The sequence below is a fragment of the Aeromonas sp. QDB20 genome (genome assembly GCF_027707805.1).
Taxonomy (GTDB): domain Bacteria; phylum Pseudomonadota; class Gammaproteobacteria; order Enterobacterales; family Aeromonadaceae; genus Aeromonas; species Aeromonas dhakensis.
Window position 1 is genome coordinate 19,963 of the sequence record NZ_JAPCJC010000008.1, and the last position, 20,310, is coordinate 40,272.

Below are 20,310 nucleotides of genomic sequence, written 5' to 3' on the forward strand. Positions count from 1 at the left end.
TCAGCGCAGGGTGAAGTCGATGTCCTCCCCTGCGCTGGCGTCGTGATAGGTCGCCAGATCCAGCTCCCGCTCGCTGCGGGCAATCAACACGGAAACCAGGATATCGCCGGAGACGTTGACCGTGGTGCGCGCCATGTCGAGGATCCGGTCGATCCCGGCGATCAGTGCCACTCCCTCCAGCGGCAGTCCCACTGCGGTCAGGGTCAGCGTCAGCAGCATCAGTCCGGTGCCCGGCGTGCCCGCTGTGCCGATACTGGCCAGGGTGGCGATGCTGATGATGGTCAGGTAATCCACCAGGTGCAGATCCACCCCGAAGGCCTGAGCCACGAACAGGGCGGTCACCCCCTGATAGAGGGCGGTACCGTCCATGTTGATGGTGGCGCCGATGGGCAGCACCTTGGCGGTGATGGCGGGGGAGACCCCGAGCCGGCGCTCGGCGCAGGCCAGGCTGATGGGCAGGGTGCTGTTGCTGGAGCTGCTGGTGAAGGCCACAGCCTGGGCATCGACGATGCTCTTGAAGTAGTGCAGCGGATTGAGGCGGGCCAGCAGGATCAGCAGGCTGCTGTAGACGCCGAGTACGTGCAGCAGGCAGCCGAGGTAGACGGCGCCGATCACCTTGAGCAGCGGCAGCAGCAGGCTCATGCCGTACTTGCCGGTCATCCAGGCCATCAGGGCGCAGACACCGTAAGGGGCCAGCGCCATTACCATCTGGGTCAGCTTGAACATCCCCTCCGCCAACGAGGTGAAGAAGAGGATGGCGGGGCGGCCGCGCCGACCGGTGGCGTTGAGGGCGAGGGCGAGGGCCACCGCGAACACGATCACCTGCAGGATCTTGCCGTCCACCATGGCCTGCACCGGGTTGCGCGGCACCAGGTGGCTCAGCACGCTGGCCAGGGTGGGGGACTCCGCCATGCCGACCCGTTCATAGGGTCCCATATTGGCGCCCATGCCGGGTTCCAGCAGCCAGCCCATCATCAGGCCGATGCAGATGGCGACGGCGGTGGAACAGAGGTAGAGGCCGATGGCTTTGCCGGCGATGCGGTCTAGGGCCTTGCCCTTGAGCAGCGAAGTGAGGCCGGCGATGACCGAACAGAAGATGAGAGGCACCATCAGCATCTGGATGGTGTTGACGAACAGCACGCCGATGGGTTTGAGCAGCAATGCCTGTTCGCTGAAAGCGGCGCCGAGCCCGATCCCCGTCAGCATGCCGAGCAGGGTCTTCAACCAGAGCGGACGGCGGGTCCAGATCCGCCAGGGTTTGAAAGCCAGTCCATGGAACAGCATGACGCCAATGTCCTTATATTCGGTCTGCGGTGGCAAAAAGGGGCGTTAGTGTAGCCATCCCCTGCTCAGGTTGCCACATTATCGACAAAGCCGTGACCATCACCAGTGCGGGGGCAGGGAAATCGGCAATTTGTTGGCCTATATCAAGGTCGTCGGCAGTGGGGCAGGATTTAATAGGCATCAAATATGTCTATTCAAGAGGTTTGCAATGACTCAATCGGTACACGGCCACGAAGTGATGGAGATGATGCTGGCGCAGGGCGGCCAGTTCACCCGGGCCAGCCTCAAGCAGGCCATCGACGCACGCTTCGGGGCGGATGCCCGTTTCCACACCTGCAGCGCCAGCGAGATGGATGCCGAGGCCCTGATCGACTTCCTGGCCAAACGCGGCAAGTTCATCGAATCGGAGCAGGGTTTCCAGACCCGCGCCGACAAGATCTGCAACCACGGTTGATCCCCGCCGGCGAGCGCCTGCCGCGCTCGCCGAATCCCGCCGCCTTTGTTATATTCGCCCTCTTTCCCCTCCTCTGTTGAAGGCTTGGCCTGGGCGTTGTATGGATACTTTCTCCGCTGCCGTCATGTTGTTTCTGATCATGGATCCGCTGGGCAACCTGCCGGTCTTTCTGTCGATCCTCCGTCATATCGATCCCAAGCGACGCCGCAAGGTGATGATGCGGGAGCTGCTGTTCTCGCTGGTGATCATGATGGCCTTCCTGTTCGTCGGTCAGCAGATCCTCAATTTCCTCAATCTGCGCCAGGAGGCGGTCAGCATCGCCGGCGGCATCATACTGTTCCTCATCGCCATCAAGATGATCTTCCCGAGTGAAGGGGGGGTGACCGGGCTGGCCGCGGGGGAGGAGCCCTTCCTGGTGCCCATGGCGATCCCCATGATTGCCGGCCCCTCGATCCTGGCATCCTTGCTGCTGCTGGCCAACCAGGAGCCGACCCGGATGGCGGACTGGTCGCTGGCCCTGCTGATGGCCTGGGGCGCCAGCGCCGTGATCCTGATGTTCTACGAGGTCTTCAACAAGCTGCTGGGTGAGCGAGGACTCACCGCGGTGGAGCGGCTGATGGGTATGCTGCTGGTGATGATCTCGGTGCAGATGCTGCTCGACGGGGTGCACCACTACCTGGCGGTGACCGGTCAGAACTGACTGGCTAACAGGAAAGACGCGGGGCTCGATGAGCCCCGTTTTTTTGCCTGTGATCCGGCGTGGTGACCGTCAGGGTCTTGCGGCCCTGTGCCGACAATCAGGCCGGTTCGGCCGCTGTTGGCTCCAGCTTGCCCATGATGAGGGCCAGCAGGGTCTCCCGCAGCCAGCGGTGGCCAGGATCTTCTTCGTGGCGCTGATGCCAGATCAGCAGGTGGGAGATGCTGTCCAGCGCGATGGGCAGCGGCAGCGGTACCAGCGGGTAGACCTGGGTGGCATGGCGGGCGTAGAGCCGGGAGAGGGTCACTATCATGTCCGAGTGCATGCCCATCCGCAGCGCCGCCTCGAAGGAGGGGACGGTCGCCTCGATGCGGCGGTAGAGATCCTGCTCCGCCAGCTTGTGATCCAGCATCCAGCGGTCGCGCCCCTCGCAATAGGTCTGCACGTGGGGATAGGCCAGGTAGCGGGTGAGATCCCATTCGGGTTCGTGCAGGGCCGGGTGGTCGTGCTGCACCAGGCAGGTCAGATCGTCGATGGCGAGCAGCCGCTGACAGATGGCGTTGGGCAGGGTATCGAGCCGAAAGTCCGAGTTGATGCAGTTCTCCCGCACCGTGAAGGCGATGTCCACCTGGCCCTGGCTCATCTCGGTCAGGCTGTTCTCGGTCCACTCCTCGTAGCGCAGCCGGATGCCGGGGGCCTGCCGTTTCAGCTCGCTCAGGTAGAGCGGCGCGAACAGGGTGAAGGCGCTGTCCATGCTGGCGATGACGAACTCCCGCTCGGTGGTGGTCGGGTCAAAATCCGGCGGCTGGATCAGGTTGTCCAGCGACAGCAGGATCGGCTGCAGTTGCTGCTGCAGGCTGAGGGCGCGTGCGGTGGGCTCCAGCCCGTAGGCCGAGCGCACGAACAGGGGATCGTCGAAGGTTTCCCGCAGTCGGCCGAGGGCCTTGCTGACGGCAGACTGGCTCAGATGCAGGCGACGGGCCGCCCGGCTGCCGTTTCGTTCCTCCAGCAAAACTTGCAGGATTATCAATAGATTGAGGTCGATACGCCCCAGCTGTTCCAGCAACATGATATGAATCCTCTTCAATTCTTAGATGAATTTATACCATTTGTTTTCATATCTAGGCGAACTTATGCTCGAAACGTCTCTCGCCTTCAATGGCGGCTGGTACAGGATGTAGTGGTTGAGGGGACAAGTAGCATCAAGCAATACGGCGGCCTTTGGGTCGCCGTATTTTTTGGTGATTTATTTGCAAACTTGCGCCTGTCTTGATTTTGCCCAACAATCTTTGCGCCTTCTTTTGATACAAACGATCGGTATCTATCAGTCAGGAGTATCCCTATGGGACTCGGTGGAATTCATATCTGGCATTTGTTGATCCTGCTCGTCGTCGTGGTCGTGGTGTTTGGCAGCAAACGCCTGGCCGGCGCCGGGGAAGATCTGGGCACCGCCATCAGGGATTTTCGTAAAGCCTTGCGTGACGATGAATCACAGCCGAAATAAGTGGGAGTTGAATGATGTCCGTAGAAGATAAAGTGGAATTGAACGAGACCTGTGACAGCTGCGGCTGCTTCGCCGAAATTGGCACCATCATCGGCGAGGGTGATGATGTGATGGAGCTGGTGATCGAGGCCGCCGAAGAGGCCGACGCCCGCGCCAAGCTGGCCGCCTACGAGGCGCTGGCCAAGCAGGTCACCGCCGAAGCCAAGAGCAGCAGCGAACTGAGCCAGGGCGCCAACGGCGTGATCCTGAAAGCCCGTCTGCAATTCACCTGCACCGCCGAAAAACTCATTTTCGAGATGCGTGCCCGCTCTATCTGAGCCCCCTGAAAACACGGCAGGCTTGCCTGCCGTGCTGACCCTTCTGCTGTGGGTCTGCGTTCTATAGTTAGTTATCCCACAGACGGTTTTGCCCGACGCGAGTCGGCCAACAGAAGGCGATCTCATCATGGTTCAGCGCAGGCTCTTCGCCACCCCTCTCCACGTCGCTCATCACCTCTTTGACCTGCCCGGACAGCCACTGGCGGTGACGCCATGAGGCGGCGCTGGCTCTGGAGCCTGCTCATTCTGTGGGCGCTGCCGCTGCTGGCGGCGGATCTCAAACCGCAGCGGCTGCCCCAGCCAGGGGATCTCGCCAGCATATTGCAAAAGAAAGAGCTGAGGGCCCTGGTGGTCTATGAGCGGGGTTTCTTCTTCCTCGACAAGGGGACCCAGCACGGCATTCTGGTCAACCAGCTGCAGGGATTCGAGCGCTGGCTGAACCAGACCTATCTGGCCAAGGAGAAGATCAAGCTCAAGATCATCTACATCCCGGTGCGCCAGGACAAGCTGCTGGACTACCTCGCCGAAGGGCGGGGCGATCTGGTGGCCGCCAACATGACGGTGACGCCGACCCGGCGCGAACAGGTGACCTTCTCCAACCCGGTGATCGCCCCCATCGAAGAGTGGGTGGTGAGCCAGCACAGCCTGCCGACCTTCAACCGCATTACCCAGCTCTCAGGCCGGCGGGTCTGGGTGCGGGCCAGCTCCAGCTATTACGAGAGCCTGCGCCAGCTCAACTGGCTGTTTCGCGAGCTGGGGCTGCCCCCCGTCTATATCGAAACCGTGCCTGAATACCTGCAGGACGGGGATCTGCTGGAGATGGTGGCGGCCGGCATCATACCGCTCACCGTGACCGACAGCTTCAAGGGGCGGATCTGGCTCGGCATGATCAGCGGGCTGCGAGCCCACAAGTTGATCCCGCTGCGGGACAACGGCCGTAGCGCCTGGGCCCTGCGCAACAACAGCCCCGAGTTGCTCAAGGCGGTCAACGATTATCTGGCCGATGCAGGCAAGCGCACTCTTTACAGCGACATGGCCCTGCGCCGCCTGCTGGCTCGCAACGACCAGATGAGCAACATACTGGCGCCGGATCCGCTGGGCCGGTTGTCGACCATCCGCAAGGTGCTGGAGCAGCAGGCCGACAAGTACCGGCTGGACTGGCTGATGCTGGCGGCGCTGGCCTACAAGGAGTCTGGCCTCAATGCCAATATCCGTTCCGAACGGGGGGCGGTGGGGATCATGCAGCTGTTGCCGAGTACCGGCAACGAAGTGGGCATTCGCGGCGCTCGCCTCGCCAGCCTGGAGGGTAACGTGGAGGCGGCCTGCCGCTACATGCGGTTGATCCTCGACACCTATTTCAACGATCCCAAGCTGGACGTGCTCAACCGCCACCTGTTTGCACTGGCGGCCTACAATGCCGGCCCGAACCGGGTGCAGGCGCTCAGGGCCAAGGCCGAGGCCGCCGGGCTGGATCCCGACGTCTGGTTCGGCAACGTGGAGCAGCTGGTGGCCAACGAGGTGGGGCAGGGTCCCATCAACTATGTCAGCACCATCTACAAGTACTATGTGGCCTACCGCTTCAGTCTACCCCAGCTGGAGGGCAAGGCGGCCGCCATCGAGGCGGTGGCCCAGCCCTGACGTCCTGCTAGTGCGATGGGGCGGGCGAGGTGAAAGGCTGCCAGGCCTGATCCCTGTGTTGCAGATACCAGGGGGTCAGCTGGCCGCTCGGCGAGGGATCCGGCTCACTGGCCTGCGGTCTGTGACTGATGGCGGGGCGATCCGTGAGTTCCATGGTAAATTCCTTCATCCTGTTGCTACGAGGCCCTTAGCCAGCGTTATGCCATTTCCTCATGACAGGCGGATGACGCCATGATCCCCGCTGAATTCGCCCTGATCGACCAGCCCGAGCTGGCGCTCAAGCTGCGCTGTCAGCTGATCCGCGGCGCCAGAAGCCGGATCCAGGCCCAGTACTACAGCTGGGAGGAGGACAGCAGCGGCAAGCTGCTGCTGTCGGAACTGCTGCATGCCGCCAAACGCGGGGTGCGGGTGCAACTGCTCATCGATGACCTCTATGCCGGCGACAACCGCTTCCTGGAGATGGTGGCCCACCAGCCGGGCATCGAGGTACGTCTGTTCAATCCCTTCTGGTTGCGCGGCTGGCGGCCACTGACCCTGCTGCTGGAAGGGCTGCTCAGCTTTCGCCGCATCAATCACCGCATGCACAACAAGCTGCTGCTGGTGGATGGCAGCCAGGCGGTGATCGGGGGTCGCAATATCGGGGATCGTTACTTCGGACTCGGCGGTGCCCCCCAGTTCGTCGATCTGGATCTTGCCTGCCGCGGCCCGCTCTGCCAGCGGGTCGAGCAGGGGTTCGATCAATTCTGGCGCAGCCGCTGGAGCCACCCGATCCGCCGTCTGTTGCGCCGCCCGCTGCAACGGGCCGAGGTGCAGGTGGTGAACGACTTCCTGCTGACCCTGAACGAGCCGCAGATCTCGGCCGTCTATGACCTGCCCGCCAGCCTGTTCGATCCCGAGCCGATCCCTCTGTGCTGGCATGCCGGGCGGGCCGAGGTGTGGTTTGACCGCCCCGGCAAGGGGTTGGTATCCCGGCCCACCACGGCGCGACTGCTCTGGCGCAAACTGGCCGACAATCAGGGCACATTGCGCCTGGTCACCCCCTATCTCATCCTGACCCGAGGTCTGCGCCGCCGACTCAGGCAGCAGCGTCAAGCGGGGGTGACCATCGACATCCTGACCAACTCCCTGGCCAGCACGGATGTGCCGCTGGTGTACGGCGCCTACCGTCGTCACCGCCCCTGGCTGATACGCCAGGGCATAGCGCTGTCGGAGCTGGAGGGGGCATCTCTCAGCCTGCACGCCAAGCTGATCCTGGTGGGGGAGGAGGAGGCGCTGCTCGGCAGCTTCAATCTGGATCCGCGCTCCCTGCTGCTCAACACCGAGCTGGTGTTGCATCTGGCCTGCCCCGCGCTGTGCGCCGAGTTGCAGCAGTGGCTGACGACCTGGCAGCAGCGTTCATCCCACTCGGTGGCTGCCCCGCCCTCGACCCTGCGCCGCCTGCTGGCCAGGGTCAGCGACTGGTTGCCGTTGCAGCGCTGGTTGTGAGTGGATCACGGCTTGTGCGAGATCTCGCAAAGCCTTGTGCGCCTTCGAGGATAACGTTTGCCATCCAATGGCGATGGGGTGATTTATCGTATTGTTTTTAATCAGATTGTTTTCTGGTTGAAGTTGGATGAGCGGCAGATGCTTGCATAGATGACCGAATATATCGGTTTTTTATTTTATTTATCTGCGTAATATTTCAACTGCAAGGACAACACGGCGGCTTGCCGTCGTGCGGAAGAGGGTCGTGAAGGGAATCGGCCGACTGGATCGCTCCAGCCGGAGCCTGCTTCAGATGGGTAGCGGAAACTCAGGAAGCAGGAGAGGAACCCGACGGGACCGGATTCCAATATGGAACATGCTATTTGCGAGGGGGTGACATGCGAGTGTCACCCCATTTTTTATGGCCTGCTGGCTGGGCTGAACAAAAAGACCGCCGATTGGCGGTCTTTTTGTTTGTGTAGTCTGACGGTCTATGGTCAGGCGATGCCTGCCAACAGGCGGCTCCAGTTGCGCTTGGCCACGGTGAAGGCATCGTGCAGGCTGCGATACTCCAGCTGCAGTTTCAGCTGGTCATAACGGGCCAGTGCCTTGCGCTTGCGCTGCTCCAGCAGGCGTTTGCGGCTGGCGTAGTAGTGCTGCAGCTGCTGGCTCAGCTTGTCGTACTCCTCCTGCAGCAGCGCCTGCCACAGCTCCCTGTCGTCCTGTCTGTGCAGCCTGGCCTGGGCCCGTTTCAGCTGCATCTCCAGCCTGGCCTGCTCGATCCGCTCTTCCGGGCAGGCGCGCAGATCCCGTGCCAGCCCGCACCAGGCGGCACTACGGATCAGCCACTTGGTGGGATCGTACTGCCACCAGCGGATGCCGTTGCGATAGTCGTTCTCGAACAGGTGGTGGAAGTTGTGGTAGCCCTCGCCGAAGGTGAAGAAGGCCAGGATGCCGTTGTCCCGCGCGCTGTTGCGGTCGGTGAAGGGCTGGCTGCCCCAGATGTGGGCCAGGGAGTTGATGAAGAAGGTGGTGTGATGGGTCATCACCATGCGCAGCACACCGGCCAGCAGCAGCATGCCGAGCAGATCGCCGTGGACGAGCCCCAGCAGCAGCGGGATGCCGATGTTGGTGGCCAGGGTCAGCGCCAGATAGTGCTTGTGCTGGAAGGCGACCACGGGGTTGTTCTGCAGATCCCGCACGTTGCTGTAGTCGTGGTAGATGTCGCGCTGATATTCCCGCAGCATCCAGCCGATGTGGGAGAACCAGAAGCCGCGGCCCGCACTGTAAGGATCCTTCTGGTTGTCATCCACGTGGCGGTGGTGGCGACGATGATCGGAAGACCAGTGCAGCGCCGAGTTTTGCAGGGCGAGGGCACCGCCGATGGCGAAGATCCACTGCAGGATCGGGTGCGCCTTGTAGGCCTTGTGCGACCAGAGCCGGTGGTAGCCGGCGGTGATGGAGATGCCGCAATAGCAGAACAGCAGCAGGAAGCTGCCCCACTGCCAGAGGTCATAGCCATGGGTCATGCCGTACCAGGGCACGGCGATCAGTGCGGTCAGCCCGGAGAGGGCGAACAGCAGGGTGTTGGTCATGATGATCGGGGGGCGTTCCATCTCACTCGGTTCCTTTCAGCGAACAGCTGTGCGCTATTTTCCATGCAGCCGGAATTGGGGTCAATGGTAAAAAAGTAGGAGACAAACCTGATCCTGGCGCAGCCTTCGGGTTATCATTTGGCCTCGATAACCTGAAGGTGACTGTTTTCGTGGGTATTCGCGCGCAACAAAAAGAAAAAACCCGGCGTACTCTGATCGAGGCGGCGTTCAGCCAACTGTGCGCCAATCGCAGCTTTTCCAACCTCAGTCTGCGGGAAGTGGCGCGGGAGGCCGGCATTGCGCCCACCTCCTTCTATCGTCATTTTCGCGACATGGAGGAGCTGGGTCTGACCCTGGTGGATGAAGGCGGCCTGACCTTGCGCCAGTTGATGCGCCAGGCTCGTCAGCGCATTGCGGGTGGCGGCAGCGTCATCAGCACCTCGGTACAGACGTTCATGGAGTTCGTCGAGAACAACCCGAACATCTTCCGGCTGCTGCTGCGCGAGCGCTCCGGCACCTCTGCTGCATTTCGCCAGGCGGTGGCGCGGGAGATCCAGCATTTCATCGCCGAGCTGACCGACTACCTCGAAGCCACCACGGGGGCGCCGCGGGAAGAGGCCTACATCCAGGCCGAGGCCATGGTGACCATCGTCTTCAGTGCCGGTGCCGACGCCCTCGACATGACCAGCGAGGAGTGCCGGGCCCTGTCCGATCGCACCATCCGTCAGCTGCGCATGATCGCCATGGGCGCCGAGGTCCAGAACCAGAAGCGCCGTGAACCTCTCTCTTAAGTCAAAGGATGGACAGCTCCATGCATGACCAGAACACGATTCCGAAGAAACCCCTGCTGCTGGCCCTGCTCATCGGCATCTGTGGCGATGCCTCCCTGACGGTCTTGTCAGAGTCTGCGGTGCCCTTCTCCTTCTTCCCGATGATCGCCTTCGTGCTGGCCGCCTATCAGCTCTACCAGCACTACCGTCATGTCTCGCTGGAGGGCAACACCCCGGTCTGCATGCTGCTCAGCTTCTTCATCGGCGTGTTCGGCCATTCGGCGCTGGTCAAGGTGCAGTACCCAGAGCTTGGCAGCAACTTCTTCTCGCTGATCATGATGTTGTTGCTGCTGGCTGTGCTCTCCATCAAGCTCGGTATCAGCGTGGGGAAAAAAGAGAAGGAGTGACCAGCACTCCTTCCATCACCACCATGACAGAGCCGGGATCACCCGGCTTTGTTGTCTTCGCCGCGCCGCTTGGCATCGACGATGGCCTGCAGCCTGGCGCGGATCTCAACCATGCCGAACACTCCGAACACCAGCACCTGGGTGAACTCGAGCCGGCTCACCGCGAAGTAGGGCTTGCAGGCTGCCTTGACCATGCTGGCCTGCACCCAGTGCATCAGGATCACGATCACGCCGCACACCGGCAGGAAGCCGTTGAGCTTGCCCGGCAGCGGGGCGATCAGGCTGACCAGCACGCCGAACCAGAAGAACAGGATCAGACCCATCGCCAACAGATTAAACACCCGCTTCATCGTTTACCTCCCGCACATAGCATTGATAGCAGACCTGATTCGATCGGCCTGTTTGTCCTTGAGTCGTTGTCCAGATTGACGGGGAGGGGTTCGTGCCCATCTTCCCCTGCCATCCGGTTGTTAAACCGCGGCGTCATTCTTGATCTCCCGCAGATAGAGCTGGTAGCAGACCTGGTTTGATCGACCTGCTTGTCCTTGAGCCTTTGTCCAGATTGACGGGGGGTTAGTGCCCATCTTCCCCAGCCACACGGCTGTTAAACCTCGGCGTCATTGTTGATGTCCCGCAGATAAAGCTGGTAGCAGACCTGACCCGCTTGCTTGTCCTTGAGCAGTTGCCAGCTGGCCGGCAGCGGCAGATCGGCCATCTCCTTCTCCCGCTCCAGATAGATGAGGGCATCCGGTGCCAGCCAGCCGCGCTGCTCCAGCAGCTCGCACACTTGGGGCAGCAGCTCGCGGCGAAAGGGGGGGTCTAGAAACACCAGGTCGAACGGCGTGGCCGGCCCTTGCAGCCAGCTGACGGCATCGGCCTGGATCACCTGGCCCTGGCTGCTGCCGAGGGTGGTCAGGTTCTTCTTGATCTGCTCGGCGGCGCCCCTGTCCATCTCGATCAGGGTGACCTGCTCGGCGTAACGCGACAGCGCCTCCAGTCCCAGCCCGCCGCTGCCGGCGAACAGATCCAGGCAGCGGGTGCCGCGCACATGGGGAGCTAGCCAGTTGAAGATGGTCTCCTTGACGCGATCCGTGGTGGGTCTGAGTCCTTCCACATCCCTGACCGGCAGTTTGCGGCCTCGCCACTGGCCGCTGATGATTCTTACAAAGCCCGATTTCCCCTGCGGGGTTGGGCTCTTGCTCGGGCCGTTACGGCTGGATTTCACTCTGGGCATCGCGTTTCGTCGTCAGAAAATAAAGTGATAGTATAAGGCGGTTCATTTTTATGCCGACCCGCCGAGGGACGGCTATCTTAGCAGTCAGCCTTTGATGTGAGTATTTTTAGATGGCAAAAGGTTTGTTTTCCTGGCTGGGTTTCGGCCGCAAGAAAGAAGAGGCTGAGGCTGTCCAACCACAGACACCGCAAGCCACCCCGACTACCGTTGAGTCCGAAGTAGCGGCTCACCCGGATCCCGTTTCCGAGACGACTGTTTCCGATAGTACGCCGGCCGTCGCTGCTGAAGTGCCCGCCAGCGCACAGAATTCCGTTTTGCACGATGATTGCTGCCCGCCTGCCGAGCTGGACGACCATGGTCCGCTGGTGGTGGAGGAGTGTGCCTCCGATCTGGAGCCGGTGATCGTCAATGAAGCCCTGATCGCGGAAGAGGAGCGCGCAGCTGCCGAAGCTGCCCGGGTTGCGGCCGACCTCAAGGCAGCGGAAGAGGCCCGCCTTGCCGCTGCTGCTCAGGCTGCCGAAGAGGCTTGCCTTGCTGCCGAGGCCCGCGCGGCAGAAGAGGCTCGCGTTGCCGCCGAAGCCCGCGCCGCAGAAGAGGCCCGTCTTGCCGCCGAAGCCCGCGCAGCGGAAGAGGCCCGTATCGCAGCCGAAGCTCGCGCGGCAGAAGAGGCTCGCGTTGCTGCCGAAGCCCGCGCCGCGGAAGAGGCCCGTATTGCCGCCGCCGCTCAGGCTGCCGAAGAGGCTCGCGTTGCCGCCGAAGCCCGCGCGGCGGAAGAGGCTCGTATTGCTGCCGAAGCCCGCGCCGCAGAAGAGGCTCGTCTTGCCGCCGAAGCCCGTGCCGCAGAAGAGGCTCGCCTTGCTGCCGAAGCCCGTGCCGCGCAAGAGGCGCGCATTGCTGCCGAAGCCCGCGCGGCGGAAGAGGCCCGTATCGCAGCCGAAGCGCAGGCTGCCGAGGAAGCCCGGATCGCCAAAGAGGCCCAGCGAGCGGAAGATTTGCGCCTGGTGGCCGAGAAGGAGGCTGAGGCCGCCGCGCTGGCTGCACTGCCACTGGCAGCCAAGGTGGACGACGACACCCAGGACAAGCCGCAGCGGGAGGGCTTCTTCGCCCGCCTCAAGCGCAGCCTGGTGCGCACCAAGGAGAATATCGGTTCCGGCTTCTTCGGCCTGTTCCGTGGCAAGAAGATCGACGATGAGCTGTTCGAGGAGTTGGAGACCCAGCTGCTGACAGCGGATCTCGGTGTCGACACCACCACCCGTATCATCGAGGGGCTGGTGCAGCATGCGGATCGCAAGCAGCTCAAGGATGCCGAGGCGCTCTACGGCCTGCTCAAGCAGGACATGGGCGAGATGCTGGCCAAGGTCGAGCAGCCGCTGGTGATCGACACCGACAAGAAGCCTTACGTCATCCTGATGGTGGGCGTGAACGGGGTCGGCAAGACCACCACCATCGGCAAGCTGGCCAAGCAGTTCCAGGCCGAGGGCAAGAGTGTGATGCTGGCCGCTGGCGATACCTTCCGCGCTGCCGCCGTCGAGCAGTTGCAGGTGTGGGGTCAGCGCAACAACATTCCGGTGATTGCCCAGCACACCGGCGCCGACTCCGCCTCCGTCATCTATGATGCCATCGAGGCTGCCCGCTCGCGCGGGGCCGACGTGCTGATCGCCGATACCGCCGGCCGCCTGCAGAACAAGAGCAACCTGATGGAAGAGCTCAAGAAGGTGGTGCGGGTGATGAAGAAGCTGGACGATGCGGCGCCCCATGAAATCATGCTGACTCTGGACGCGGGCACCGGCCAGAACGCCCTGAGCCAGGCCAAGCTGTTCAGCGAGGCGGTGGGGCTGACCGGTATCACCCTCACCAAGCTGGACGGCACCGCCAAGGGCGGCGTCATCTTCGCGGTAGCCGACAAGTTCCAGATCCCGATCCGCTACATCGGGGTGGGCGAGGGGATCGACGATCTGCGTCCGTTCGTCGCCAACGACTTCATCGAGGCGCTTTTCAGTCGCGAGGAGTGAGTGTCTTCGCGATGAGCAAGCTCGGGCGCCGTGAGTTGAGCGCCCCCTGCCCCGACCCAGGTCGGGGCTTGTCACTGTCAGGGAACCGTTATGATCCGTTTTGACAAGGTCAGCAAGGTTTACAGCGGCGGCCATCAGGCGCTGCAGAAGGTTAGTTTTCATCTGCGCAAGGGGGAGATGGCCTTTCTGACCGGGCACTCGGGCGCAGGCAAGAGTACCCTCCTCAAACTCATCAGCGTAATGGAACGGCCGACCGACGGCCGCGTCTTCTTTCATGGCGACGACGTCAGCCACATCAAGCGGGGGGAGATCCCCTACGTGCGCCGCCAGATCGGCATGATCTTCCAGGATCACCGCCTGCTGATGGACAGAACCGTGTTCGACAACGTGGCGTTGCCGCTGGTGATCGACGGCTACAGCCATGGGGACATCAACAAGCGGGTGGCCGCTGCGCTCGACAAGGTGGGGCTGCTCGGCAAGGAGCGCTACCAGCCGCGCATGCTCTCCGGCGGTGAACAGCAGCGGGTCGGCATCGCCCGCGCCATCGTCAACAAACCGCCGCTGCTGCTGGCGGATGAGCCGACCGGCAACCTGGATCCCCAGCTCTCCATGGACATCATGCGGCTGTTCGAGGAGTTCAACCGCTTCGGCGTCTCCGTACTGATTGCCACCCACGATCTGGGGCTGATCGCCCGCATGCGCTATCGCACCCTGACCCTCAAGGCGGGTCGCATGTATTCGTCCGGGGAGGAGCTCTGATGGCCATTCGTGCGCGTCACAAACAGCCGCCGCTGCGGCGTTTCATGATGTACTGGGTTGACCACGCCCGCCAGGCCTTTGCCAGTCTGGGGGAGCTGTGGCGCAATCCGCTCGCCTCCCTGATGACGCTGGCGGTGCTGGGGGTCAGCCTGGCGCTGCCCTCCTGCTTCCACGTGCTGCTGAAAAACGCCGAGGTGGTGGAGGGGAGCTGGCAGACCAGTTCCCAGATCTCCCTCTACCTGCGCAAGGATCTGCCCGAGCAGAACATCCTCGACATGAAACAGCGGATCCTGCTCTACCCTGAGGTGGAGTCGGTCACCTACATGAGCCGGGATGAGGCGCTCAAGGAGTTTCGCGAGATCTCCGGCTTTGGCGATGCGCTCGACTACCTCGACAGCAACCCACTGCCGCCGGTGCTGAGCGTGATCCCGGATCCGCGCTGGCAGAACCCGGAAGGGGCGGCCGAGCTGCTCAACAAATTGAGCAATGAAGACGGGGTCGAGCAGGGCAAGCTGGATCTGCAGTGGCTGACCCGGTTGCAGGGGATCATGAACCTGCTGCGCCACACCATCACCGGCATCGCCGTGTTGCTGCTCTCCGCGGTATTGCTGATCGTCGGCAACACCCTGCGCCTGAATATCCTCAACCAGCGCTCCGAGATCGAAGTGCTCAAGCTGGTGGGGGCGACCGATGCCTTCATCCATCGTCCCTTCCTTTATACCGGCATCTGGTTCGGGGTCATTGGCGGCATGCTGGCCTGGTGGCTGACCGAGGTGATGGTGATCTGGAGCGAAGGGGTGGTGAAGGAGCTGGCGGGTCTCTACAACAGCAACTTCAGGCTGGTGGGCATGGGAGCGGTGGACGGGATCAACCTGATCCTGCTAGGGGCCCTGCTGGGTCTGATCGCCTCCTGGTTTTCGGTCCATCGCCACATTCGCGACATCGAACCGTCCTGATTAATTTATCAGCGTTTCAAAGCGCTGGATTTTGCGACCTGGATCAAGTAAAAGAGTGGCCGTTTCTGGCACGGCCACCGTTCTGGGAGTAATCTGGATAGCACCAGTCTTCAGGATCTTCTCTGGATCCTGTGAACCTTCTGATTTATAAGCAGTCTACAATTGCGAAGAATTTATACGGGTGTGGCCCCTATGCCTTGCTCGTCTGACTTGGCAAGCATGTGAAGGTTGCGAGCTCCGCAACAATGGACTTAGCATGCTACTTTTCGGGGGTCCTTCATTGTGACCCCCTTTTTTTGACTGTTCATTCATGATTCATCCTGCCGGCCTAAGATGATTCCGGTTCAGACATGCCAGTCATGTTTGATGCAGGCCGCAGAATGGCGTCCGGTCAGTAGACAGGCCCTCTCAGGGTGTTAGACTGATTCGATTGAAAAGTAAGAGGTAGAACATGGGAACTTCATTGCAGCGCACTATGGCTCTGATTCCGCAAGGTAGTCTGGAAGGCTATATCCAGGCAGTAAACTCGATTCCGGTGCTGAGCGCAGAGGAAGAGCGTGAGCTGGCTGAGCGTTTGCAGCAGGAAGGCGATCTCGAGGCTGCCCGTCAGCTGGTTATGTCGCACCTGCGTTTTGTCGTTCATGTCGCCAAGAGTTATGCCGGTTACGGTCTGCCCCAGGCAGATCTGGTGCAGGAAGGCAACATAGGCCTGATGAAGGCGGTCAAGCGCTTTGACCCGAGCGTCGGCGTGCGTCTGGTCTCCTTCGCGGTGCACTGGATCAAGGCTGAAATTCACGAATACGTGCTGCGCAACTGGCGCATGGTCAAGGTGGCAACCACCAAGGCCCAGCGCAAGCTCTTCTTCAACCTGCGCAAATCCAAGAAACGTCTCGGCTGGCTGAACCACGAAGAGGTGCAGGCCGTGGCTGCCGACCTCGGCGTCTCCGCCGCCGACGTCACCGAGATGGAAGCGCGCATGAGCAACTACGATCAGGCGTTCGATCTGGTCGGTGATGAGGACGAAGAGGGCGGTTTCGCGCCGGTTCACTATCTGGAGGACAAATCCTCCGATCTGGCGGCCACCATCGAGAACGACAACTGGGACGATCATGCGACCCGTCGCCTGAGTTCGGCCCTGGCCACCCTGGATGAGCGCAGCCAGCACATCATCCGTGCCCGCTGGCTCGACGACGACAGCAAGACTACCCTGCAGGAGCTGGCCGATACCTACGGCGTCTCCGCCGAGCGGGTGCGTCAGCTTGAGAAAAACGCCCTCAAGAAGCTGAAGGATGCGATGGAAGCGTAATCCTGTGCGCCGGGCGGGTTCGTCAGCTTGAGCAGCACGCGCCCAGGCAGCTGAAAGATACGATGGAGGCCTGAGCCTCCTGATGAAAACAGGGCCTGATGGCCCTGTTTTTGTTTGGCGGAGATCTGGTCGGCCTTGCCTTGGTTACCCTTGTGTATGGTATGTTGCCGCCACTGCCACAGTAGGGAGAGCAGATAGTGAAACTCTTGAACGACTTGTTTACCAACAACCGCGAGTGGGCGGAACGGATCAAGGCTGAGGATCCCGAATTCTTTGCTACCCTCTCCGCCCAGCAGGCGCCCGAATACCTCTGGATCGGCTGCTCCGACAGCCGGGTACCCGCCAACCAGCTGATGGGGCTGCTGCCGGGGGACGTATTCGTCCACCGCAACGTCGCCAACCTGGTGGTACACACCGACTTCAACTGCCTCTCGGTGCTGCAATATGCGGTCGAGGTGCTCAAGGTGAAGCACATCATCGTCTGCGGCCATTACGGCTGCGGCGGCGTCAAGGCGGCGATGCAGAACCAGGAGCTGGGGCTCATCGACAACTGGCTGCGCAACATCAAGGATGTCTACTTCAAGTATCGCGAGCAGCTGGATGCCATCGAGGATGAGCACGAGCGCTTCGACTACCTGTGCGAGCTGAACGTGGCCGAGCAGGTGGCCAACGTCTGCCACACCACCATCATCCAGAACGCCTGGCGCAAGGGGCAGGAGCTGGCGGTGCACGGCTGGATCTACGGCATCAAGGACGGTCTGCTGCACGATCTCGATCTCTGCATCAGCGGGCCGGAGCAGATCCCGGACGTCTATCGCGCCTGGCCGGACATGCGTCCGCCCCACCGCCGTCGCTGAGGAGCATTCCGTTGGCACCGGCCCTCTATCTGCAGATCAAGCAGCACATCCTGGATGGGATCCGCGAACGCCACTATCAGGCGGGCGACCGGATCCCGACCGAGGCCGCCCTGTGCGAGCAGTTCACCGTGAGCCGGATGACGGTCAACAAGGCGCTGCGCGAACTGGTGGCCGAGGGCTGGCTGGTGCGCACCGCCGGCTCCGGCAGCTTCGTGGCGGACCGGCGCACCGAGTCGCCGCTGCTGGCCATTCGCAACATCGCCGACGAGATCGCCGAGCGGGGCAGCGAGTACAGCGGCCGGGTGATCCGGCTGCAGCGCCAGGCCGCCGACGAGAAGGTGGCGGTGCAGCTGGGGCTGCGGGTCGGGGCGCCCATCTTTCACAGCCTCATCGTCCATCAGGCCGACGGTGAGCCGCTGCAGCTGGAGGAGCGCTTCGTCGATGCGGAGCGGCTGCCGGAGTATGGCGAGCAGGATTTTGCCAGCCAGACCCCCAACCGTTATCTGATGGAGGTCTGCCCTCTCTCCGAGATGGAGCACGTGGTGGAGGCGGTGCTGCCGAGCGCCGGCGAGGCCGGCTTGCTGCAGGTACGGGTCGACACCCCCTGCCTGTTGCTGCATCGGCGTACCTGGTCCGACGGTTATCTGGTCTCCTATGCCCGCCTGCTCTCGCCAGGCTCCCGCTACAAGTTGAGCTCCAAGACCAGTCTCAGCTAATTGTATATACATATCATTTTTGACAAAGCCCGCCTCTGGCGGGCTTTTTTGTGTTTAAGCTCTAATGAACACGCTGTTATCAAGATGTGAACTTGATCCTTTCTTTCCCGTCAGAGATCGGATATAAGTTAATGTATATACATTTAGAGGTCGGTATGAACAAGGAACTGTTGAACTGCGAGCGGGTCTGGCTCAACGTGACACCCGCCACCCTACGCTCCGATCTGGCCGACTACGGTCTGCTGGAGCCCCATGCCCTCGGCGTTCATGAGGGGAGGATCCACGCCCTGGTGCCCATGCAGGATCTCAAGGGCCCCTATCCCGCCCATTGGCAGGACATGAAGGGCAAGCTGGTTACCCCCGGCCTCATCGATTGCCACACCCACCTCATCTTCGCCGGCAGCCGCGCCGAAGAGTTCGAACTGCGCCAGAAGGGGGTGCCCTATGCCGAGATCGCCCGCAAAGGCGGCGGCATCATCAGCACGGTGCGTGCCACCCGTGCCGCCAGCGAAGATCAGCTGTTTGAGCTGGCGCTGCCACGGATCAAGTCGCTGATCCGGGAAGGGGTCACCACGGTGGAGATCAAGTCCGGCTACGGCCTCACCCTGGCAGACGAGCTCAAGATGCTGCGGGTGGCCCGCCGACTGGGAGAGGCGCTGCCGATCCGGGTCAAGACCACCTTGCTGGCAGCCCATGCGGTGCCGCCGGAGTATCGCGACGATCCCGACTCCTGGGTCGAGACCATCTGTCAGGAGATCATCCCGGCCGCCGCCGAGACGGGCCTGGCCGATGCGGTGGACGTCTTCTGTGAACACATCGGCTTCTCGCTGGCCCAGACCGAGCAGGTCTATCTGGCGGCGGATCAATATGGCCTGGCGGTGAAGGGGCACATGGATCAGCTCTCCAACCTGGGCGGCAGCACGCTGGCTGCCAACTTCGGGGCCCTCTCGGTGGATCACCTGGAGTATCTGGACCCGGAAGGGGTCCAGGCGCTGGCCCATCGCGGCGTGGTGGCCACTTTGCTGCCCACCGCCTTCTATTTCCTCAAGGAGACCAAGCTGCCGCCGGTCGCCGCCCTGCGCAAGGCGGGAGTGCCGATGGCGGTCTCCTCCGACATCAACCCGGGCACGGCCCCCATCGTCTCCCTGCGCATGGCCATGAACATGGCCTGCACCCTGTTCGGCCTGACCCCGGTGGAGGCCATGGCCGGGGTGACCCGCCACGCCGCCCGTGCGCTTGGCGAGCAGGAGCTGCTGGGGCAGCTCAGGGTCGGCATGCTGGCGGATTTCCTGGTCTGGAACTGCGGCCATCCAGCCGAACTCAGCTATCTCATCGGCGTCGATCAGCTGGTGAGCCGGGTGGTCAACGGGGAGGAGACCCTGCATGGATAAGATAAACGGGATCGACATGTCGGTCTGGCAGGGGCGTCAGGATCCGGAAGACGGTGAACTGGCCCTGCGCTGGCATGACAGGGTGCTGCCCTGGCAGGGACGCGGTGAACCCGGCGTGGTACTGCTCGGCTTCGCCTGCGACGAAGGGGTGCGCCGCAACAAGGGGCGCGTCGGTGCGGCCGGTGCGCCGCTGGCGGTGCGCAAGCTGCTCGCCAACACGGCCTGGCACCTGGGCCAGCCTGTCTATGACGGCGGCGACGTGCACTGCGAAGATGGCGATCTCGACGCCGCCCACGAGCGGCTGGCCGAGCGGGTCGCCACAGCCCTGGAGCAGGGCCAGTTTCCGCTGGTGCTGGGGGGCGGTCACGAGGTGGCGTTTGGCAGCTGGAGCGGCCTCAACCGTCATCTGGGCGGCCGTGGGAGGGTGGGCATCATCAACTTCGACGCTCACTTCGACCTGCGCATGAAGCTGGAGCAGGCGAGTTCCGGCACCCCCTTCTTCCAGATTGCCGAGCAGTGCGCTGCCCAGGGCACGCCCTTTACCTACGCCTGCCTCGGGGTGGCCGAGACCGCCAACACGGCGGCCCTGTTTGCCCGCGCCGAGGCGCTGGGGGTGTGGCACGAGCTGGACGAGGCGATGACGCCGACCGAGCTGCCAGCCTTGCTCAACGGGCTGGATGCCTTTATCGCCCGCTGTGAGCACCTCTATCTGACCATCGATCTGGACGTGCTGCCCGCCGCCGTGATGCCGGGGGTAAGTGCCCCTGCCGCCCGCGGCGTGGAGCTGGCGGTCATCGAACCGCTGATCGCCCATATCCGGGCCAGCGGCAAGCTCAGGCTCGCCGATCTGGCTGAGTACAACCCGAATCTGGATCAGGACAACCGCAGCGCCCGCGTGGCCGCGCGCCTGGTCCACCAGTTGACCAAGTAGCGGCGCACCGCGCCGCCT

The 20,310-nt window shown here is 62.4% G+C and carries 22 protein-coding genes; 16 read left to right on the plus strand and 6 right to left on the minus strand.

Translation table 11 applies throughout. The annotated features are described in order from the left end of the window. Nucleotides 1–1,284, minus strand: a complete 1,284-nt coding sequence (locus tag PG897_RS11865) for a dicarboxylate/amino acid:cation symporter (RefSeq protein ID WP_026141205.1) — start codon at nucleotides 1,282–1,284, stop codon at nucleotides 1–3. 208 nt (nucleotides 1,285–1,492) lie between these two features. Here PG897_RS11865 and PG897_RS11870 point away from each other — a divergent pair, with 208 nt between their 5' ends. Together PG897_RS11870 and PG897_RS11875 are read left to right on the plus strand one after the other, a co-directional pair. After that, nucleotides 1,493–1,738: a YecH family metal-binding protein gene (locus PG897_RS11870; protein WP_017764705.1), complete on the plus strand. Its 246-nt coding sequence runs from the start codon at nucleotides 1,493–1,495 to the stop codon at nucleotides 1,736–1,738. Nucleotides 1,739–1,838: 100 nt separating this feature from the next. Continuing rightward, nucleotides 1,839–2,438 carry a YhgN family NAAT transporter gene (locus PG897_RS11875; protein WP_010635400.1) on the plus strand — a complete coding sequence of 200 codons (600 nt, stop codon included), beginning with the start codon at nucleotides 1,839–1,841 and terminating at the stop codon, nucleotides 2,436–2,438. A 97-nt stretch (nucleotides 2,439–2,535) separates the two neighbouring features. On the opposite strand, the gene PG897_RS11880 is transcribed toward PG897_RS11875, so the two are convergent. Then, entirely contained in the window at nucleotides 2,536–3,504 is a 969-nt protein-coding gene (locus PG897_RS11880; protein WP_017764704.1) for a LysR substrate-binding domain-containing protein, read from the minus strand. Between the two features lie 273 nt (nucleotides 3,505–3,777). On the opposite strand from PG897_RS11880, the gene tatA reads away from it, so the two are divergent. The 3 genes from tatA to PG897_RS11895 all read left to right on the plus strand — a co-directional run bounded on the left by tatA (nucleotide 3,778) and on the right by PG897_RS11895 (nucleotide 5,894). Next, nucleotides 3,778–3,939 (plus strand): twin-arginine translocase TatA/TatE family subunit, encoded by a 162-nt coding sequence (gene tatA / locus PG897_RS11885; protein ID WP_005308036.1) that lies wholly within the window; start codon nucleotides 3,778–3,780, stop codon nucleotides 3,937–3,939. A 14-nt stretch (nucleotides 3,940–3,953) separates the two neighbouring features. Continuing rightward, nucleotides 3,954–4,256, plus strand: a complete 303-nt coding sequence (locus tag PG897_RS11890; RefSeq protein WP_010635398.1) for a DUF406 family protein — start codon at nucleotides 3,954–3,956, stop codon at nucleotides 4,254–4,256. Between the two features lie 213 nt (nucleotides 4,257–4,469). Then, the gene (locus tag PG897_RS11895; RefSeq protein ID WP_201882163.1) at nucleotides 4,470–5,894 is read left to right on the plus strand and encodes a lytic transglycosylase F; all 1,425 of its coding nucleotides are present in this window, start codon (nucleotides 4,470–4,472) and stop codon (nucleotides 5,892–5,894) included. A 7-nt stretch (nucleotides 5,895–5,901) separates the two neighbouring features. Here PG897_RS11895 and PG897_RS11900 read toward each other — a convergent pair whose 3' ends face one another. Next, nucleotides 5,902–6,048 (minus strand): hypothetical protein, encoded by a 147-nt coding sequence (locus PG897_RS11900; protein ID WP_005308040.1) that lies wholly within the window; start codon nucleotides 6,046–6,048, stop codon nucleotides 5,902–5,904. Between the two features lie 77 nt (nucleotides 6,049–6,125). Between PG897_RS11900 and PG897_RS11905 the strand changes: the two genes are divergently transcribed. Next, a complete protein-coding gene (locus tag PG897_RS11905; RefSeq protein ID WP_201882161.1) occupies nucleotides 6,126–7,379 on the plus strand; it encodes a phospholipase D family protein in 1,254 nt (417 codons plus the stop codon). 476 nt (nucleotides 7,380–7,855) lie between these two features. On the opposite strand, the gene PG897_RS11910 is transcribed toward PG897_RS11905, so the two are convergent. Further along, the gene (locus tag PG897_RS11910; protein WP_139752476.1) at nucleotides 7,856–8,974 is read right to left on the minus strand and encodes a fatty acid desaturase; all 1,119 of its coding nucleotides are present in this window, start codon (nucleotides 8,972–8,974) and stop codon (nucleotides 7,856–7,858) included. Between the two features lie 149 nt (nucleotides 8,975–9,123). Between PG897_RS11910 and fabR the strand changes: the two genes are divergently transcribed. Further along, nucleotides 9,124–9,744, plus strand: a complete 621-nt coding sequence (gene fabR / locus PG897_RS11915) for an HTH-type transcriptional repressor FabR (protein WP_005308043.1) — start codon at nucleotides 9,124–9,126, stop codon at nucleotides 9,742–9,744. Between the two features lie 20 nt (nucleotides 9,745–9,764). Beyond that, complete coding sequence (locus PG897_RS11920) at nucleotides 9,765–10,130, plus strand: YijD family membrane protein (RefSeq protein ID WP_005308044.1); 366 nt, start codon at nucleotides 9,765–9,767, stop codon at nucleotides 10,128–10,130. Between the two features lie 38 nt (nucleotides 10,131–10,168). Here the strand turns inward: PG897_RS11920 and PG897_RS11925 are convergent, their stop codons facing one another. Both PG897_RS11925 and rsmD read right to left on the minus strand, forming a co-directional pair. Beyond that, nucleotides 10,169–10,480: a DUF1145 domain-containing protein gene (locus PG897_RS11925; RefSeq protein ID WP_005308045.1), complete on the minus strand. Its 312-nt coding sequence runs from the start codon at nucleotides 10,478–10,480 to the stop codon at nucleotides 10,169–10,171. 254 nt (nucleotides 10,481–10,734) lie between these two features. Beyond that, nucleotides 10,735–11,364, minus strand: a complete 630-nt coding sequence (rsmD, locus tag PG897_RS11930; RefSeq protein WP_270829035.1) for a 16S rRNA (guanine(966)-N(2))-methyltransferase RsmD — start codon at nucleotides 11,362–11,364, stop codon at nucleotides 10,735–10,737. A gap of 110 nt (nucleotides 11,365–11,474) precedes the next feature. Here rsmD and ftsY point away from each other — a divergent pair, with 110 nt between their 5' ends. The 8 genes from ftsY (at nucleotide 11,475) to hutG (ending at nucleotide 20,292) form a co-directional block, all read left to right on the plus strand. Next, on the plus strand, nucleotides 11,475–13,376 hold the full coding sequence (gene ftsY, locus PG897_RS11935) for a signal recognition particle-docking protein FtsY (protein WP_270829036.1): 1,902 nt from the start codon (nucleotides 11,475–11,477) through the stop codon (nucleotides 13,374–13,376). Between the two features lie 90 nt (nucleotides 13,377–13,466). After that, nucleotides 13,467–14,135, plus strand: a complete 669-nt coding sequence (gene ftsE, locus PG897_RS11940) for a cell division ATP-binding protein FtsE (protein ID WP_005308049.1) — start codon at nucleotides 13,467–13,469, stop codon at nucleotides 14,133–14,135. Further along, nucleotides 14,135–15,091 carry a permease-like cell division protein FtsX gene (gene ftsX, locus PG897_RS11945; RefSeq protein WP_005308051.1) on the plus strand — a complete coding sequence of 319 codons (957 nt, stop codon included), beginning with the start codon at nucleotides 14,135–14,137 and terminating at the stop codon, nucleotides 15,089–15,091. The genes ftsE and ftsX overlap by 1 nt, the downstream gene beginning before the upstream one ends. Before the next feature lie 451 nt (nucleotides 15,092–15,542). Beyond that, entirely contained in the window at nucleotides 15,543–16,397 is an 855-nt protein-coding gene (gene rpoH, locus PG897_RS11950) for an RNA polymerase sigma factor RpoH (RefSeq protein WP_005308053.1), read from the plus strand. Nucleotides 16,398–16,594: 197 nt separating this feature from the next. After that, nucleotides 16,595–17,254, plus strand: a complete 660-nt coding sequence (gene can / locus PG897_RS11955) for a carbonate dehydratase (protein WP_005308055.1) — start codon at nucleotides 16,595–16,597, stop codon at nucleotides 17,252–17,254. Between the two features lie 11 nt (nucleotides 17,255–17,265). After that, complete coding sequence (gene hutC, locus PG897_RS11960; protein WP_005308057.1) at nucleotides 17,266–17,970, plus strand: histidine utilization repressor; 705 nt, start codon at nucleotides 17,266–17,268, stop codon at nucleotides 17,968–17,970. Between the two features lie 155 nt (nucleotides 17,971–18,125). Further along, complete coding sequence (gene hutI / locus PG897_RS11965) at nucleotides 18,126–19,361, plus strand: imidazolonepropionase (protein ID WP_201882151.1); 1,236 nt, start codon at nucleotides 18,126–18,128, stop codon at nucleotides 19,359–19,361. After that, entirely contained in the window at nucleotides 19,354–20,292 is a 939-nt protein-coding gene (gene hutG, locus PG897_RS11970; RefSeq protein ID WP_201882149.1) for a formimidoylglutamase, read from the plus strand. The genes hutI and hutG overlap by 8 nt, the downstream gene beginning before the upstream one ends. Nucleotides 20,293–20,310: the final 18 nt, after the last annotated feature.